This is a genomic window from Colwellia psychrerythraea, assembly GCF_000764225.1.
Classification (GTDB): Bacteria; Pseudomonadota; Gammaproteobacteria; order Enterobacterales; family Alteromonadaceae; genus Colwellia; species Colwellia psychrerythraea_D.
In genome coordinates this window covers 165,706-182,978 of the sequence record NZ_JQED01000056.1, presented here as the reverse complement: position 1 = coordinate 182,978, position 17,273 = coordinate 165,706, and the positions used below count along the sequence as shown (strand labels likewise).

17 protein-coding genes are annotated in these 17,273 nt (G+C 36.7%); 12 read left to right on the top strand and 5 right to left on the bottom strand.

Annotated elements, in window-relative coordinates; translation table 11 throughout:
• The first annotated feature begins 23 nt into the window (after window positions 1–23).
• From pta to ND2E_RS00600, 5 genes are all read left to right on the top strand, one after another.
• On the top strand, window positions 24–2,144 hold the full coding sequence (pta, locus tag ND2E_RS00580) for a phosphate acetyltransferase (protein ID WP_033095928.1): 2,121 nt from the start codon (window positions 24–26) through the stop codon (window positions 2,142–2,144).
• A 545-nt stretch (window positions 2,145–2,689) separates the two neighbouring features.
• A complete protein-coding gene (locus ND2E_RS00585; protein WP_033095927.1) occupies window positions 2,690–3,040 on the top strand; it encodes an arsenate reductase in 351 nt (116 codons plus the stop codon).
• Between the two features lie 42 nt (window positions 3,041–3,082).
• On the top strand, window positions 3,083–4,282 hold the full coding sequence (gene dapE, locus ND2E_RS00590; RefSeq protein WP_033095926.1) for a succinyl-diaminopimelate desuccinylase: 1,200 nt from the start codon (window positions 3,083–3,085) through the stop codon (window positions 4,280–4,282).
• Window positions 4,283–4,326: 44 nt separating this feature from the next.
• Window positions 4,327–5,058, top strand: a complete 732-nt coding sequence (locus ND2E_RS00595) for a M15 family metallopeptidase (RefSeq protein ID WP_033095925.1) — start codon at window positions 4,327–4,329, stop codon at window positions 5,056–5,058.
• A gap of 36 nt (window positions 5,059–5,094) precedes the next feature.
• Entirely contained in the window at window positions 5,095–5,283 is a 189-nt protein-coding gene (locus ND2E_RS00600; RefSeq protein ID WP_033095924.1) for a hypothetical protein, read from the top strand.
• A gap of 135 nt (window positions 5,284–5,418) precedes the next feature.
• On the opposite strand, the gene bamC is transcribed toward ND2E_RS00600, so the two are convergent.
• Window positions 5,419–6,588: an outer membrane protein assembly factor BamC gene (bamC, locus tag ND2E_RS00605; protein ID WP_033095923.1), complete on the bottom strand. Its 1,170-nt coding sequence runs from the start codon at window positions 6,586–6,588 to the stop codon at window positions 5,419–5,421.
• A gap of 227 nt (window positions 6,589–6,815) precedes the next feature.
• Here bamC and ND2E_RS00610 point away from each other — a divergent pair, with 227 nt between their 5' ends.
• Entirely contained in the window at window positions 6,816–7,343 is a 528-nt protein-coding gene (locus ND2E_RS00610; protein ID WP_033095922.1) for a glycine cleavage system protein R, read from the top strand.
• Between the two features lie 40 nt (window positions 7,344–7,383).
• Window positions 7,384–7,860 carry a thioredoxin-dependent thiol peroxidase gene (bcp, locus tag ND2E_RS00615; protein WP_033095921.1) on the top strand — a complete coding sequence of 159 codons (477 nt, stop codon included), beginning with the start codon at window positions 7,384–7,386 and terminating at the stop codon, window positions 7,858–7,860.
• Between the two features lie 157 nt (window positions 7,861–8,017).
• Here bcp and ND2E_RS00620 read toward each other — a convergent pair whose 3' ends face one another.
• Together ND2E_RS00620 and ND2E_RS00625 are read right to left on the bottom strand one after the other, a co-directional pair.
• Entirely contained in the window at window positions 8,018–9,097 is a 1,080-nt protein-coding gene (locus tag ND2E_RS00620; protein ID WP_033095920.1) for an AI-2E family transporter, read from the bottom strand.
• A 34-nt stretch (window positions 9,098–9,131) separates the two neighbouring features.
• Complete coding sequence (locus ND2E_RS00625; RefSeq protein WP_033095919.1) at window positions 9,132–9,350, bottom strand: sulfurtransferase TusA family protein; 219 nt, start codon at window positions 9,348–9,350, stop codon at window positions 9,132–9,134.
• A gap of 382 nt (window positions 9,351–9,732) precedes the next feature.
• Between ND2E_RS00625 and ND2E_RS00630 the strand changes: the two genes are divergently transcribed.
• The 5 genes from ND2E_RS00630 to ND2E_RS00650 all read left to right on the top strand — a co-directional run bounded on the left by ND2E_RS00630 (window position 9,733) and on the right by ND2E_RS00650 (window position 14,710).
• Window positions 9,733–10,332 carry a hypothetical protein gene (locus tag ND2E_RS00630; RefSeq protein ID WP_033095918.1) on the top strand — a complete coding sequence of 200 codons (600 nt, stop codon included), beginning with the start codon at window positions 9,733–9,735 and terminating at the stop codon, window positions 10,330–10,332.
• A gap of 59 nt (window positions 10,333–10,391) precedes the next feature.
• Window positions 10,392–11,861 carry a beta-barrel assembly-enhancing protease gene (gene bepA, locus ND2E_RS00635; protein WP_223303720.1) on the top strand — a complete coding sequence of 490 codons (1,470 nt, stop codon included), beginning with the start codon at window positions 10,392–10,394 and terminating at the stop codon, window positions 11,859–11,861.
• A gap of 73 nt (window positions 11,862–11,934) precedes the next feature.
• Window positions 11,935–12,291 (top strand): arsenate reductase (glutaredoxin), encoded by a 357-nt coding sequence (gene arsC, locus ND2E_RS00640; RefSeq protein WP_033095916.1) that lies wholly within the window; start codon window positions 11,935–11,937, stop codon window positions 12,289–12,291.
• Between the two features lie 44 nt (window positions 12,292–12,335).
• A complete protein-coding gene (locus ND2E_RS00645) occupies window positions 12,336–12,731 on the top strand; it encodes a DUF2069 domain-containing protein (RefSeq protein WP_033095915.1) in 396 nt (131 codons plus the stop codon).
• Window positions 12,732–12,766: 35 nt separating this feature from the next.
• Entirely contained in the window at window positions 12,767–14,710 is a 1,944-nt protein-coding gene (locus tag ND2E_RS00650) for a hypothetical protein (RefSeq protein ID WP_033095914.1), read from the top strand.
• A 103-nt stretch (window positions 14,711–14,813) separates the two neighbouring features.
• On the opposite strand, the gene hda is transcribed toward ND2E_RS00650, so the two are convergent.
• Window positions 14,814–15,521 (bottom strand): DnaA regulatory inactivator Hda, encoded by a 708-nt coding sequence (gene hda, locus ND2E_RS00655; protein WP_033095913.1) that lies wholly within the window; start codon window positions 15,519–15,521, stop codon window positions 14,814–14,816.
• Entirely contained in the window at window positions 15,518–16,909 is a 1,392-nt protein-coding gene (locus ND2E_RS00660) for a DUF2066 domain-containing protein (protein WP_223303719.1), read from the bottom strand. The genes hda and ND2E_RS00660 overlap by 4 nt, the downstream gene beginning before the upstream one ends.
• Between the last annotated feature and the right edge of the window lie 364 nt (window positions 16,910–17,273).

Below are 17,273 nucleotides of genomic sequence, written 5' to 3'. Positions count from 1 at the left end.
AACAGATAAGTAGGATTTAATTTATGCCACATAGAATTATGTTAATCCCTGTTGGATCAGGTGTCGGCTTAACCAGCGTATCGTTAGGTTTATTGCATGCTTGTCAGCAAAAAGGGATTAAAGTAGGACATTTCAAACCCATTAGCCAACCTTCGCGTAATAGCTTAGCTAAGAAAAATAAAACCATAGATGCCATTAGTCTATCTCAAAACAGTACGAGTGTATCGTTAAGTTATGTTGAAGGTAAAATGGGGGATGGTCTTCACGATGTCGTCTTAGAAGAAATAGTTGCTAATTTTAATGAATTTGAAGCAGATCACGATGTTATTATTATTGAAGGCTTAGTGCCTACACCAAGACAGCCTTATGCTGGTCGTATTAATCGTGATGTAGCTCAAGCACTTGGTGCAAATATTGTTTTGGTTGCTAGCCCTGGCAATGACAGTGCAGAAGAGTTTGAAGATAGACTTGAAGTGAGTGCCGAAACCTATGGTGGAATCAAGAATCATCACCTTATTGGCTGTGTAATCAACAAACTGAATTGCCCAGATCAAGAAGAATTTGGTTTACTACCAAAAGAAGAAGCTATAGAAAATGATTTTAATTTAAATCATTGGTTAGATTTATCAATTTTTAAAGGCAGACATTTTGATTTACTTGGCACAGTTCAGTGGGAAATAGATCTCATCGCTCCACGTGTCTGCGATATCAGTAACTACCTTGAAGCGAAAGTGATTAATAATGGCGACATGGAACATCGACGTTTTCGTAGTGTTGCATTTTGTGCCAGAACCGTTTCAAACTTGGTAAGTTACTTAGTGCCCGGTCGACTCATTGTTACCCCTGGCGACCGTACTGATATTATTATTGCCGCCTGTTTATCTGCCTTAAATGGTACTAAATTAGGTGGTTTGATTTTAACCAATGGTTTTGAACCGTCAGAGCAAGTCTGGGAATTATGTAAACAAGCACTTGATGCTGGTTTACCCGTTTTATCAGTACCTTGGGACACATGGCAAACATCACGTCATATTATGGGCTTTAATCCTGAAATACCACAAGATGATATCCAGAGACAAGATAAAGTAAAACAGCATGTTGCTGATAATTTAAGTACTAGTTGGCTTGAAAGTTTAACCTCGAAAAACAATAGCTATAACTTATTATCTCCGCCTGCTTTTAGACATAAATTAACCGAGCTCGCTCGCCGTGCAAATAAGTTAATCGTCTTACCGGAAGGAACCGATATACGAACCATTAAAGCTGCTGCAATTTGTTGTGAACGTAATATTGCCCGCTGCCAACTAATCGGTAACAAGGAAGAGATATTACAGATTGCCGAACATCAAGGTATTAATCTGCCTGATAACTTATTGATAACAGATCCCAACTCCATTCGAGAAAACTATGTTGGACCTATGGTCGAACTTCGAAAAAATAAGGGTCTAACGGATGTTATCGCCTTAGAAAATTTAAAAGATAATGTTGTTTTATCGACGATGATGTTGCAACTTGGCCAAGTAGATGGTCTTGTCTCAGGCGCAGTCAATACTACGGCAAATACAATTAGGCCTGCTTTACAATTAGTCAAAACGGCGCCAGAAAGCTCATTAGTTTCCTCGGTTTTCTTTATGTTGTTACCGGATCAAGTACTGGTTTATGGTGATTGTGCTATAAATCCTGAGCCTAACGCTGAACAATTAGCCGATATTGCCATTCAATCTGCGGATTCAGCAAGAGCATTTGATATTGAACCAAGAGTGGCCATGATTAGTTACAGCACTGGAAAATCAGGACATGGTGCTGATGTAGAAAAAGTAGCGAAGGCTACTGAAATTGCTAAAGCTAAGCGACCTGACTTAATTATTGATGGGCCACTTCAGTATGATGCCGCTATTATGGAGAATGTTGCCAAGAAAAAAGCACCTAATAGTCCTGTAGCAGGTAAAGCAACGGTATTTATCTTCCCTGACTTGAACACAGGTAACACGACTTATAAAGCAGTACAACGTTCTGCTGATTTAGTAAGTATTGGACCAATGTTACAAGGTATGAATAAACCCGTTAATGACTTATCTCGAGGTGCCTTAGTTGATGATATTGTTTATACCATTGCCTTAACCGCAATACAGGCAACAATGTAACAGCAAACCTTGTTAGGCTTTTATTACATTAACTCACGGTTAAACTTTATTTTTGAAGGTTTAACCGTATCAAATCTATAATTTCACATATAAAGATGGTCAACATAGTATTTTGATCAATTATCTTATTAATTTATATCTAAACACTTGTTAGACAAAAAATGTACTACTGATTTTTTCCTTTATAAACAATAGATAAAGCAACACACAAAGACTTATCCACAACCATACTCACAGCTTCTGTGGATATAAAAACCAAAGATTACTCATAACATATTTCCGTAAATATCTTAGTAAAACCTTCGTAAACAGCCATTTTAGATTACTTTCCTCAATAAGCATAAGTTTGTTAATCCTCTTTATCTAGCAGCACGAACAATAAATTCGGCAAATAGACTTCATAACAAGCAATTACTGTTTATTGTTGAACAAGATTTTTTGATAATAAAAATATATAAATACTGCAATTGAAGCACTACCTATAAAGTAAAGTCTGGTAATATAATCTTAACTTTAGATTAAAATAACATTGAATTAGGAAAACTATGATCACTGTCTACGGCATAAAAAATTGTGATACTGTTAAAAAAGCGACTAAATGGCTTGAAGCAAACAATATTGATCATCAACTTTATGACTTTAAAAAACAACCATTAACTGCTGAACTATTATCAGAGTTTGTCAGTCAAAGTGATTGGTCATTATTATTAAACAAACGCAGTACTACATTTCGTAACTTACCTGATGAAATAAAAAACAACTTAACAGAGGAGGTAATGTTTGCTGCAGTCCTTGAACAACCTACGTTACTTAAAAGACCCCTTCTACCTTTAGATGGGACCCTTAACCTCGGTTTTAAAGTTGATCAGTACCAAGCACTTTTCGCAAACAAGTAAGCATCAAATTCATCTATTAAAAATTAAGTAAAGGTAGTTCTTGTGAGTCAAATAGAACAAAAAAATCAAAGCGAAGTTATTGAGCTAGCAATAGCATTAATGTCTCGAGCCTCAGTTACTCCTGAAGATGCGGGATGTCAAAAATTGATGTCACAGCGATTAGCAAAACTGGGATTTACTAATGAAAGCATGGTTTTTGCAGATACTACAAACCTATGGTCTCGACGTAACAGTACCATTGCGACAAAAAAAGAAGACTTAGTTTTTTGTTTTGCGGGTCACACCGATGTAGTACCTGCAGGTAATCTTGAATTATGGAATACACCGCCTTTCGAACCAACGATTATTGACGGTATGTTATATGGACGCGGAGCGGCTGATATGAAAGGCAGCTTAGCTGCTATGATAGTGGCAACAGAACGTTTTGTTCAAGATCACCCTGATCACCAAGGCTCAATCACTTATTTAATAACGAGTGACGAAGAAGGCCCATTTATTAATGGCACCACAAGAGTTATTGATACATTAGAGGCCCGCGATGAAAAGATTACATATTGTATCGTTGGTGAGCCTTCAAGTTCTAATGCTGTCGGGGATATTGTAAAAAATGGTCGCCGTGGTTCTATTTCAGCAGAAGTTGATATTAAAGGAAAACAAGGACACGTTGCATATCCTGAACACGTTAAAAACCCGATTCATTTAGCCATGCCCGCACTAACAGAATTAAGTTTAGTGGAATGGGATCAAGGTAATGATTATTTCCCTGCCACGAGTTTTCAGTTATCTAACCTTCATGCAGGAACTGGCGCGACGAATGTTGTTCCTGGTCATATCAATGCCTTATTTAACTTACGTTATAGCACTGAATTAACGGACCAAATTATTGTTGAGCAAGTTGAGTCTATCCTTGATAAACATCAACTTGATTATGATATTAAGTGGACGTTCAATGGCAAGCCATTCATTACTGAACATGTTGAGTCAGAACATGGTTTTTTAAACGCCGTTAGTCAAGCAATACTGACCGTTACAGGTAAAGAGACACAACTTTCAACCTCAGGGGGTACATCAGACGGTAGATTTATCGCACCGACTGGGGCACAAGTCATTGAGCTTGGCCCATGTAACGCTACTATTCATCAAGTCAATGAATCTGTGTGCTGTGATGATTTAGAAAAGCTAGTTGATATTTACTATCATTGTTTGGTTAATGTGTTATGTACCCATAAAACTATCCGATAGTTCTATAATTATACGTCTAGTTAGATATAAGGTATCAGTTAGCAATGCATACGACCAATCACATCAATAGGATAGATTCAGCCCAATTACTGGGGCAAAATGAAGAGCACCTCTGCTATGTCAGTGAGCGAATTGCCATTCATCAAGAGATGAAAAGTGCTTTTAATGCCATGGTCGATGCCGCAAAAGCCGACGCTATCGAGTTGACAATTGCCAGTGGTTTTAGATCATTTGATCGACAACTTGTGCTGTGGAACAATAAATTTTCTGGTAAGACAGTAATTAAGAGTAGTACTGGTAATATTATTTCTCCAACACACCTATCCCCACTTGAGTTAGTTCAAAGTATTTTGCTCTATTCCGCACTTCCTGGGGCAAGCAGACACCATTGGGGTTGTGATATTGATGTCTATGCTCCAAATTTATTAACGCAGGGGTATCAGTTACAACTCGAGCCATGGGAATATAGTGAACAAGGCCCCTTAGCAAAGTTATCTGCTTGGCTTGTACAACACGCACACCAATTCGGCTTTTACTTCCCTTATGCTAAATTTCAAGGCGGTGTTGCCCAAGAGCCTTGGCATATCTCGTACCTACCATTAGCTCAACTGTACCAGCAAGCTTTTGACATCAAATTGTTAGCACAGGCATTAAACAACAGTAGTATATTAGGTAAACGTGTCATTCTCGATAACCTTGATGACATAGCAAGTCGTTATATTAACAATGTTTGTGCGCCACCAATCAATGTTATACTACCAGAACAAATAGCCTAATTTTTAATTTTCACAAACTTACCAAGAGGCATTCCGATGGATAATTGGTTAGCTATTTTTATGATAGTAATAACAGTTGTTATTATCATAGGAAATTTTAGTACATTTCAAAAAAGTACAAAACAAAAGATGCGTAAAAAAAGTTTGAACGATCGTGAAGAAACATTACCCAGGTCCAATAAAAGTGCACATAAAATGGAGCCTATTGAGAAGAATAAACCTTAATTTTTGGCACCAAGTTCAATGGTTATCAGCAAAATGAAGACATAAAAAAACTCCAACTAGTGGAGTTTTTTTATGTCTAGGCTAATGATATTACTGTTTTATAGTTACATCATAAATACATTACAGCAGTGATGATTAGAAAACATCTCTAAATGATAGCCCCTTTTCTACTACAGGGAAAATCCGCTCAAGTGCTTCTAAAGTCAATGGCTCACCATCAGCATTATAGATAGTCACTGACGTTTTTTGGTCAAGCTCATCTGCCGGCGCTAACACAAATTGGTACTTAGCGTCACTAACATCAATAACGGGCACATCATCACCCCATATGCTATCCCAAACACTCGTTTCAGGCTTAACAAACTCGACATAGTAAATCTTTTTATCTTCATTTAAGTCAGTAATAGTAAAGCCATGCTTTTCAAAGAACAACGGCATATTTCCCCACAGGTCATCTAAACCCATTTCAACAATATATGCTTGTTCTGCTTCAATATTTTTGCCTATTGTTACAAGCTTCTGATTGGCACGTGTTAAGCGATCAGCTCTTTGTTGCAGTCGGTAATTATAATCAACTGCAGCAATAAGCTCATTCAACATAGATTTTTCAGCTCTTTGCTTATCAATAGGATCCATGGTTTTACTGCCGCCTTTTTCATTTGTTTGTAAAAAATCAACTAATGAAACGCGTAATGAAACACTACGACCATGTGATTTTGCCAGCAATTGAAAACGAAAGCGCATGCTTTTTGAAGACTGAATATCTGTAAAAATCCAACCAACATCAACTTCATCATGATACCAATCAGACTCAATAATGGCTGTTTTAATCCCTTCCCGTTTAATGCTAGTTTCTTTTAAACTAGTTGCCCCTTCAGTAACCTTACTTAAGGTAACTTCTGTATCTTCTTCAATATAGTTATAGGTGATTTGATCTTCTGCTAATTTATCAATAACAACCTTTTCAATAAAACCCAATAAATCTTTATTCTCTAAAACCTTATCAAACCAAATAATAGCAATGCCAGACTCTTCAACTACACGAGAAGATGCTGCAACAGGCATAACTAATGAAGGTGCTCTGATATCCATGTCTTCACCAATTGGGCCCTGGTGATTTATATTATTGGTAACAAAAAAGTCATTCGCTTGCTTTGGTTTATTTAGATTGGCAGGAATCACAAGGTCGTTAGCTTCCACCTTATTCTGATACTCAAAACTGCCTTGTGCTTGTTTATTATTAACTGATCCACAAGCTGTTAGTGATAAGGCTAACAGTGATAAATATAACGCTCTACAACTCATTAAAACTCCTGTGGCTTAGGTTATTGATATTCAAAACCTGCTAAGCTCACTAAAAAATACTGAAAATTTCTAAAATAAAATAGATATAATACAAGGCTAATATTGCGCCCCATGGTACTTGCCTGATTTTACAAACACAAGGTATATGACCACAAAAATGTAAGATGATTCCAACTTTTCCCACGATCAGTTACAATGCGCCTTTATTGATAACTTGGGCTTAATAAATGCCACATTATTTAGTGCTAACAGCGATGGGATCGGATAGAACTGGTTGTGTTAGTGAATTGACTAAATTAGCAAGTGAATGCGAATGTAATATTTTAGACAGTCGGATGGCCATTTTTGGCTCTGAATTTACCTTCATTATGTTGCTAACTGGTGATACTAGAGCAATCAATAAGATTGAAGTTAAAATTCCTAAGCTCGCGCATAGTTTAGATTTGATCACTATGATGAAACGTACATCTGGTCACAGAACTTTTGACCTAGTAAAGCATTATCAAGCAGAGTATTCGGGCATAGATCAGCCAGGTATTTTAAAAGCAATGACCGCTTTTTTTGCCACACGTAAAATAGATATATCTTCGTTAAAGTCGGAAATAGATCCTAAAACCAATCATATGAGCGCTAATATATTGTTTGCTTTAACGGAAAAAATTAGTATTGATGACTTAGAATATGACTTCCTTGAACTCTGTCAACAAACGGGTGTGCAAGGTTTTATCAAAAAAGCTAATGCAAATTTATTATAATTAACAAATAACTTTCAAAACAAAGAGAAGTGACTTTATTATGAATACTCTACATGTTGGTGATACCGCGCCACTTTTTACCTTAAGCAATGAAAATGATGAGCAAGTATCATTAGCTGATTATATTGGTAAACAACAAGTTCTAGTATACTTTTACCCTAAAGCAATGACACCAGGCTGTACCGTTCAAGCTCAAGGTCTACGTGATATTAAGGCTGAATTAACAAAGTTAAATACTGTTGTGTTTGGTATTAGTCCTGATGAAGTAAAACGTTTAACTAAGTTCTGTCAACGCGATGAATTAAACTTCTCATTATTATCTGATGTTGATCATCAAGTAGCAGAGCAATTCGGTGTCTGGGGTTTAAAGAAGTTTATGGGAAGAGAATATGATGGTATTCATCGTCTAAGTTTTTTAATCGGCCTTGATGGCAAAATCAGCCATGTATTTAATAAGTTTAAAACCAAAGAACATCACGATGTGGTTCTAACCGTTTTAAACGAACTTAATCAATAATCGATGTAAGCTCAACCTGGTATTTATTTTATAGAAAAGCCCTAAGCTAAAGTGTTTAGCTTAGGGCTTTTTTACATTGATAAGTAATCCTAAAGCATTCTTTTAGTAAAGAGTGTAGCGTGCAACACCACCATATTCTTCTTTAATAGCAGATGTACTACTTTTGACCTTCACTGATGACATCAGCTGCTGGGATTGACGGCCATGCATTAATGACAGCTTTCACTAATGTTGCCAGAGGAATGGCAAAAAATATCCCCCAAAAGCCCCATAAACCACCAAAAAATATTACCGCAATTATAATAACGACAGGATGCAAATTAACCGCTTCAGAGAACAATAAAGGTACAATAACATTACCATCAATTGCTTGGATCAGACCATAAGCCAGCATGACGTAACCAAATTCACTACTTAAACCGAACTGAAAAAGCGCGACTAATAACACAGGTATAGTAACAACGGTTGCACCAACATAGGGGACGAGTACTGACAAGCCAACTAAAACACCCAATAATAATGCATATTGTAAATCAAGAAAAATAAAAGCAATTGTCGTGGATGCGCCAACAATAATTATTTCAATGACTTTACCGCGAATGTAATTCAAAATTTGTTGGTTCATTTCTTGGCTTACCTTAATTGCCATTCGGCGTTCTTTAGGTAAAAACTGGGCAATACTATTCATTAACTCTGTTTTATCTTTTAAAAAGAAAAACACCATTAAAGGTACAAGAATCAAATAAACCATTAAAGCGACTATATCGGAGATTGAATTTAAGGACGCTTTCAGTGCTACCTGCCCCCATTCAAGTAAATTATCATTAACCATGACAATAAAGCTTTCAATTTGAGAGACATGAATAAAATCAGGGTACTTCTCAGGCAAGGTTAATAAGTAACCTTGTCCTTGGCTGATCATATGAGGAACCTCTTGCAATAAATTACTGCTTTGCTTCCAAATAATTGGCATTAACCCTAATACGGCTAATAAGGAAAACCCCAGAAAAGTAGCAACAACTATTACTGTCGCACTAGAACGTGACATTGAGCTTTGTGTTAATTTATTAACCGGAAGATCCAATAAAAAAGCTAAGGCAATGGCAACAAATACCGGCATCAATAAATTGCTAAACAATGCAATAAACAATGCAATACAAACTAAAATAACCACTAAGGTGACCGCATGCGGATCTGAAAACTTACGTGTATACCAATCACTAAATAACTTAAACATAACTACCCATTTTTTAATTTCTTCTTATCTGACTTTATAAATTAATACTTATCTCAACAAAACCAATATCATTAGTTTGTTGTTGATAAATATATCCCTGCTTATCTAGCAGTTTAGGAATATCTTTAATAGAGCCAATATCATCAATAGTGATAATACATTTATCCCCATTTTGCATTTCTTTTAATATTAAGCGTAATTTTACTAAAGGCACAGGGCATTTCTCCCCTCTACCATCATATTTATAAATCATAGAAAATTTAAAACAGCGCTTTAGTTTAATTCACTAATTTGCGACAATTAATCCATTGCAGAAATTAAAGTTATCATAACGTACCTCTATAGCCGTTACCATTCAAAGTGTAGGATTTCACTGGTAATTAAAAGTGCATAGAAAGCAACCCTCGAAGTGATTAAGTCAAATAACTTACTACGGTTATTTACAAAAACTCAACATAGATGCAGCTTAAGAATAGAATTCAGAGGAAACGACCCTGAGTATGCTCTGCTGAAAATGCGATTGTGCCAACACCGCAATTAGAATTTATATTGCATATTCAACAGGGAATTGCATTTTTATTTTCGGAAATAAAGGTAAGCCCTATGAAAATCAAATTACTAGGAATATTACTTAGATGAGCTCATTAAATTCCAACGCTAGCTTAAAAGAAATTAATGCTTATAAAAAGCAAATTAACTGGGGAGAAGTCTCTTCTATATACCATATATTTTCTTCTTCAGTAGGTGAAGTTGACGGCATACTTACCCATGGTTTTGATAGTGCATATAAGCAAATTTTAAATCCAAACTCTTGGAATTTAACTTTGCTAGGTACTCACAAGCAAGCCGATGGCAGTATCCAAGTAAAAAACAAGCCACAAATTGTCTTACGCCATGAATTTAATGATATGGGCTATGAGTTACATTGCTATCCAGCTATTGAAGGTGAAGTCGTTACACATAATATGATTGATAAGGGTAACTGCCCTTTTAATCATTGGATACCTGAGAAGACACAGATGCTATTTCGCCTAAATAGCTTAGTTGCTTTTGCTATTTTCTGTTTCCAAAGTGGTGATGAAGCAGATAAAGCGCTGCTAAAATATGCGCATTACAAAGTGAAAGAATTAATCACAACTTTAAGCGAATCTTTCCAGATTGTTGTGGTCAAAGGCTATAGTATAGCGGAGTTTTACCAAGAAATAGCCAAAAGAAATGGTAATATCCTTACCTAAGATACCTAAGTGATAATTATCGCTCTTGTATATTTCCATTATGACCCTAGGATGTAATATTGTTTACTCTAAAACCTATGTTTACTGCCCTGTTATTTACAGTAGGCATTGCTGCAGCCACTAGCTTTAATGCCAGTGCTCTTGATAACCAAAACAATAAAAATAAATTGCCCGATATCGGCATATCAGGTTACAGCGTATTATCAACCGATAAAGAGCTGCAAATTGGTAAAGCAATGATGCGTCAATTACGCGCTTCGCAACCTCTAATTCAAGATCCTGTTCTCATTGAATATATTAACCACTTGGGTAACAGCCTGGTGAAAAATGCGCAAGGTGTTAATTATGCTTTTGAATTTTTTCTTATCAATAATAACGAATTAAACGCTTTTGCATTTTTTGGTGGTCACGTTGGTATTCATAGTGGATTAATAACTACCGCAGACACGGAAAGTGAATTAGCTTCTGTTATTGCCCATGAAATTTCACACGTAACTCAGCGCCATTTAGCCAGACGTCTTGAATCACAAAGCCAAACACAAGGTTTAACCATGGCAGCTATGCTTTCTAGTGTTTTGATCACACTAGTTAACCCGAGCGTAGGAATGGCTGCACTTAGTGCAAGTATGGCAGCAACACAACAAGCCAGCATTAATTACACGCGTGGAAATGAAAAAGAAGCCGATAGAGTAGGAATTGCGTTACTAGCAAGTAGTAATTTTGACCCCCAAGGTGCTGCCAGTTTTTTTAGTAAAATGTCGACTAAATATCGTTACGCCAGCAAACCACCTGCAATGTTGCTTACCCATCCATTGCCTGAATCACGTATCGCAGATGCTCGCCAGCGTGCCTTAAATTACCCGGCAAGACCACTGCCACCAAGCTTGGGCTTTGAGCTAACCAAGGCGAGATTAAAGGCAAGATATCAAGGAGATGCGCGGTCAAACATTGCATTCTTCGAGCAAAAATTAGCGAAAGATCGATACGCAATAAAAGCGGCGGCACAATATGGCCTAGCTTTATCATATTTTGAAAACAAACAAACTCGTAAAGCCTTGCAATTATTAGAAATATTAAAGAAAAATGACGAAGATAATTTATTTTATGTCGACGCGTTAACGGATGTCTATATCGCAAATAATCAAGCAGATAAGGCTATTAAAATGCTTGAGCAATTAAACTTATTCATGCCAAACAATCAAGTAGTGAGTTTAAACTATGCTAACGCATTACTTACTGTTAAACAGTATGATCTTGCAGCTCAGATTTTACAGGACTTCTTATTAGTCAATCCTGGTAACTTCATCGCTTATGATATACTTACGACCTTGTATAGAACTCAAGAAAAAACAGGCTTAATGCATATGAGTAAAGCTGAAGTTTATGCGTTGCTTGGAGCCTATCCAAAAGCCGTAGATGAATTGCAGACCAGCTATGCCTTTCTTGATGAACAGCCTTTAATGCAAAAAAGAGTAAAGGCCCGAATATTACAATTACAAGAACAAGAGAATCGATTAAAACGTCTCTAACTATTTAAAAGATTGTCTTCTTGCTGGCATTTTAATTACCATTTCACTACCAATTAATTATTAAAGGAAAACTATGTTTACTATTTATCACAACTCGAGATGCTCTAAGAGTCGCCAAACACTTGCATTACTTGAAGCAGAAGCACAAAAAACACAACAAGAAGTTACTATTGTTGAGTACTTAAAAACACCACTTGATCAAGCACAAATTAAGCAATTATTAGCACAACTTAATTGCTCTGCTATTGAAATGATGCGGGTAAAAGAAGCCGAGTTTACTGAAAGTAATTTGAAAGAGGCGAATGAAGAAGAACTTATTAACGCCATGGCCAATACCGCTAAACTTATTGAACGTCCTATTGTCACTGATGGCAGTAAAGCAATTATCGGCCGACCTCCAGAAAATGTTTTAACCTTTTTTAAACAGTAAACTCTTAAATTACTTTTAAATTATTAATCTAGATAAGCAACCAAATGAACAAACAAAGATTTTCAACGAGTAATTATAAAAAAATAGCCTTAACAGGTTATTTTTCTTTATTAGTATTTATGCCGTTATGGTTAATCGTATTAAGCCCAAGTGAAAGTTTGAGTACAACAACGTCACTGTTAATGTTTACCCTACCATTATTGTTTCCATTAAAAGGTTTATTACAAGGAAACCCATTTACCTATGCTTGGTCCAACTTTATTGTGTTAATCTATTTTCTGCATAGTTTAACAACCCTTTGGGTGCTGCCAGAAGACAGATTGTGGGCGATGTTAGAACTAATCTTTGCGAGCGCTATGTTTTTTGGAGCGACTTATTACGCCAAGTTTCGTGGTCAAGAACTTGGTCTGAGCATTCGTAAAAAGAAAGACGCTAAATAGCTCTTGTACCAGATTGATTAAGAAGGAAGGAGTGAATGCGCTACAATTTTCGAAATATCAAGTTGTTACCAATGCTTTTCACCCTAGTACTAACGGCTTGTGGTGGCAGTTCTAATGAGCCTGTAACCAATTACCCCACGGCTAGCATAGTACAACTTGATGAAGTGCAAAATATAAATCAAAGCGTCGATCTTCTTCTTCATTTTCCTTCTGATAGCGTTAGTCAGATTAATTGGGAGCAAACATCCGGTGAGCCCGTATTACTTTTAGCAAAGAGCAGCAAAGTAGTATCGTTTACACCAACGCAAGCTGGTCATTACGGTTTTACTGTCAGTTTTATACTCAATGAAGGTGTAGAGCAAACCTTAACAAAAAATATTACAGTGAATGATGAACACCATAAGTTAACGACACGTCTATCTCATGAAGCGTTAGCGGGTAACAAGGTGTCCTTTCGTAGTCAGCTTCCTAGTACAATTGATGCGAACACCGTAAAGTGGAAGCAAATAGACGGACCTCGTGTTGCTTTGAGCAATGAAAGTAGTGATGGTGAGTTAGCGCTTTTTTTTGATGCTCCCCAGGTTGAATTCGATACAATCATTTCCTTCGAGGCATCAGCGACAGATCCTGAAAGCAATATCATATATCGAGATCAAGTCGCCGTTCTCGTTGAACCAGCGGCTGAAATAGGTAGTAATGCTTATTTTTCAGATCGCAAAGCCTCAGTTTTTGTTTTTAACCGACAAAGTCCTTATGCAGATGCGCTCATCAATTGTGTGTATTCTAATACGTTGACCAGCTCATGCACTTTATCCCAAACACCTCTGCTTGCGAAGGAGGTAAATAACACATCTGTGACACCTTCAATAGAAAGTATTATGGATCGCGTTGTGGTATCACATCAGTGGATGGGAGATCGATTTAAGGATTTTCTCATGAATAATGATACCAATGACGATATCAAAAATTTACTTAGAGCAACTACCGCGATTGTTATTTCTTATGATGTACGTCCTTCTTTTTATTGGGCAGCAACAGGCGCAATTTATTTAGACGCAGAAAATTTTTGGTTAACGCCTGATGAGCGTGACACTATTAATGAGGCTCCTGATTATCGAGCCAATTTTGGTCAAGACTTACAATTTACCATGCCTTGGCGTTACGTGAAGCAGAATGCATATGCGAGTCAAAGCTATAGTAAATCCGAGCGAGTTACGCGAACCGCAGAAGAAGCATTATATCGCTTAACCTCTTTAATGTATCATGAACTCGCCCACGCCAATGATTTCTTTCCAAGTAATGAATGGTACGTACATAATAGTGAGCAGCGCGTTCTTGATGCTGCTACTAGTACAACATTTGAATCAGACGAGCTCGCAATTTCCTTTCCACTCAATAGCCAAGAAATGCGTGGATTAGCACAAGTTAGTTTTACTGGTGAAAGCGCTAATCAAACACAAAAGAACTATTTACCAGCAGATATTGAAGAATTTTTTAGCCCTGAATCTGCTTCAGATTATTATGCTTATTCAAGTTTACGTGAAGATTACGCCATGTTATTTGAAGAGTTAATGATGCAAAGCCGATTTAATGTAATACGTGATGTTGCCATCACCAATCAACCGAGTGGTGAAAATATCTCCACCGCTGATTATATTGTCACTTGGGGACAACGTGGCCGTATTGGCGACGATAAATTACGAGACCGAGTACTTTTTACTGCCAGTCGTGTCTTACCTGAATTTGATAGTCAAACAGCAATGAACTTAGTGTCTGCGCCTATTGAAATGCTTGAAGGTAGTAATTGGCTCGAAAATTTAATCATTAGTCCCAATGAGCGTAGTAACAGAAAATCAGTAAAGCGACTGACTAAAGCCACCATGATTACCGGTATTACTGAATCCTCGTTAATCAACGTCGCTGCTGAACATGAAAATAATTTTACCCGTTATTATCAAAAGCCTTTACCTAGCCATTAATGGCTCATTACGTCTGTACCATTAATTACTCTTGCAACAAAAAACGCGATTAAACAATCGCGTTTTGGTACGGCTCTTAAATTCCACTTCGCTTTTCTAAAAGCTATTGAAGCGTTAGCACTTCCTTGATAAAAGGAATGGTGATTTTTCGTTGCTCTTGAATAGACGCTTTATCTAAAACATCTAGTGACCTAATTAAACTGCCCATATCTCGACTCAAACGATTTAGTAAAAATTTTACTACTTCATCAGATAAAAACAATCCACGCTGCGTGGCTCTATATTGAAGGGCAATAACTTTTTCCTCATCATCAAGTGGTTTAACTTGTTCTGTTAATCCCCAACTGAGTCGTGAAACTAAATCGGGTAAACTAATACCTAACTGTTGGGCACTCTCATCACCTGAGATCAATAAGTAATTATTTTGTTCAAGCACTCTGTTGTATAAGTCAAAAATAGCTTGTTGCCAGCGTGTATCGCCCGCAATCAAATGAATATCATCTAAGCAGATTAAATCTATTTGTTCTAGACCATCTAAAACTTCTACCGGTAAATGTTTCAACTCAGCACAAGATAAACACACAGAAGACTTGCCAATCTGCGCGGCATAAGTGCTACTTGCATGCATCAAGTGTGACTTACCAACACTCGATAACCCAAAGAGAAAAAAACTGTGTGGTGTTTCTTGTTTGGATTCGATAAAAGACTTTAACTGGCCAACAATTCCTTGATTAATTTCACTTTTAAAACTATCAAAGGTTTCATCATCAGGTAATTGCACCATCAAGGTTAATTGAGCCACTTGCTTCATCCTTGCTCCCAATAAAAAACTGGCACTTGAGGTACGATAATTAGTGGTGCTTTTGCTTCTGTTATTATCTGCAAATCATCCTTATTAATAAGTTCATCAGCAGAGTCAGTAGTAAGATTTGTCTTATTCTCTACTGTTGAGATAGGCTCAGCGATGTTACTACCTATGGGACCTTCAGTATTTTTTATACTCTCAGGTTGTTTGTTAAGTTCACCTCCATTAGTGTCACCAGCGCTTAAAGCTGTGATCTTTACTTGATCATTAGCTTTGCTGTTCAGTTCTATATCATCTTGAACTTGTCTATTAAATTGTTGAACATTAAATTCTTGAGTATGAGAAAAACCTTCAAGTAGATTATCAAGTTGTTGCGTCAATTTATCATTTAACTTTAATGAGGCTAAAAATGATGATTTTGAACCAATTAAATCTAACTTGAATTGGCGAACATCACCTTGGGCACTAATTAGTGTGACAGCTTTAACAGCTGACAAGTCTTTTAAAAAGTCATACAGTTCCATATCGCTTGCCAATGAGGTGACATTTTTAACTTCAATGACAAAATCATTTTCCGCTGTGGTTGATAAAGCATAGGATTGATAAATTAGCTCAGTAATATCTGACAAACCTTCCCCAATCAAACTAACTTTATCAACACCTTCATATTGTTGAGTATAAAGAATACCTTGGGTGAAAATACGCCAGTCCAGCACTTTAGGAGTAGCCTGCTCATTTTGGTCACATAACAAGCCGCACTGAGTATCAGTAGAGGTTAACGCTGTCTTATTTTCATCAGTATCAACAAGCAAGGTCGAGTCTGATACTCTCATCACTACAATGGTATCGGCAAAATAACGTTGCGATGCTTGCAAAATTTGGTCAGGAAAATACCCCCAAAAGTCACTTAAAACGACTTGTTCATTATCGGTTAAATCCATTAAAGGCATAACAATAGGTAAGCCGCGTTGTATAGAAAAGTCATTGATAATTTCAGGAATAATACTATTTTCATCAGAAGCCACGATTTTACGGCTTAGACCTTGCTCATCAATTAACCATAAAAGTACCTGTGGACGTAAACTGCCCCATAATGCGAGATTAGCCTTTTTAAACAATTGATTTACTTTATTTTCATCAAAACTAACAACAAGACTTAGTGCTTCTCCTTGTTGTTGATATCTATATTGACTAACGTAGCGACTGGCATTGTTTTGGGCTTTTTTTAACACATCATGTGTTAAAACAGTTTTTTTGCCGCCAATTTTTAAAAAGACACCTTGGAGGGCCTTTTTTATTGCTTGTTCACGTTGTCCCCGCGCCTGTGAGTCGACAACAACATGGGCTTGGTAAAGATCGTTAACTTCAAGCGCAGCTAAATTAGCACTAAACAACGTAAATACCAGCATTATTAATACAAAGGAAAATCTAAACATATCGACTAAAAATTTTAAAAACTCTATGATTTTATATGTATTATCTTACCACATTGACAGCAATTAATACTCGCAAATATTCATAATAGCCGTTCTATGCACTTTATTTCCTAGTCAAGGCAGTAAGACTCGTACAGAAAAGCATCGACTGCTTATCGTGCAGCTCCATTTCCCTATAACTTTGTTGCAATATTTCATTAGTAAATAAAATATAAAGATCGGTTTTTAAGAGTCGCATGCCATGGCTTGCCTAACATAACAACGATGAAAAATAGAAATACGTTATTTTCATCTAATAAGAAGAGACAAACTAACGGGATGA

What these genes read in the sequence shown, in the direction of transcription:
- arsC (WP_033095916.1), top strand. Translation starts at nt 11,935, where the DNA reads ATGTTTACTATTTATCACAACTCGAGATGCTCTAAGAGTCGCCAAACA.
- pta (WP_033095928.1), top strand. Translation starts at nt 24, where the DNA reads ATGCCACATAGAATTATGTTAATCCCTGTTGGATCAGGTGTCGGCTTA.
- ND2E_RS00610 (WP_033095922.1), top strand. Translation starts at nt 6,816, where the DNA reads ATGCCACATTATTTAGTGCTAACAGCGATGGGATCGGATAGAACTGGT.
- ND2E_RS00600 (WP_033095924.1), top strand. Translation starts at nt 5,095, where the DNA reads ATGGATAATTGGTTAGCTATTTTTATGATAGTAATAACAGTTGTTATT.
- ND2E_RS00625 (WP_033095919.1), bottom strand. Translation starts at nt 9,350, where the DNA reads ATGATTTATAAATATGATGGTAGAGGGGAGAAATGCCCTGTGCCTTTA.
- bamC (WP_033095923.1), bottom strand. Translation starts at nt 6,588, where the DNA reads ATGAGTTGTAGAGCGTTATATTTATCACTGTTAGCCTTATCACTAACA.
- hda (WP_033095913.1), bottom strand. Translation starts at nt 15,521, where the DNA reads ATGAAGCAAGTGGCTCAATTAACCTTGATGGTGCAATTACCTGATGAT.
- ND2E_RS00620 (WP_033095920.1), bottom strand. Translation starts at nt 9,097, where the DNA reads ATGTTTAAGTTATTTAGTGATTGGTATACACGTAAGTTTTCAGATCCG.
- ND2E_RS00650 (WP_033095914.1), top strand. Translation starts at nt 12,767, where the DNA reads ATGCGCTACAATTTTCGAAATATCAAGTTGTTACCAATGCTTTTCACC.
- bcp (WP_033095921.1), top strand. Translation starts at nt 7,384, where the DNA reads ATGAATACTCTACATGTTGGTGATACCGCGCCACTTTTTACCTTAAGC.
- ND2E_RS00595 (WP_033095925.1), top strand. Translation starts at nt 4,327, where the DNA reads ATGCATACGACCAATCACATCAATAGGATAGATTCAGCCCAATTACTG.
- ND2E_RS00585 (WP_033095927.1), top strand. Translation starts at nt 2,690, where the DNA reads ATGATCACTGTCTACGGCATAAAAAATTGTGATACTGTTAAAAAAGCG.
- ND2E_RS00645 (WP_033095915.1), top strand. Translation starts at nt 12,336, where the DNA reads ATGAACAAACAAAGATTTTCAACGAGTAATTATAAAAAAATAGCCTTA.
- ND2E_RS00630 (WP_033095918.1), top strand. Translation starts at nt 9,733, where the DNA reads ATGAGCTCATTAAATTCCAACGCTAGCTTAAAAGAAATTAATGCTTAT.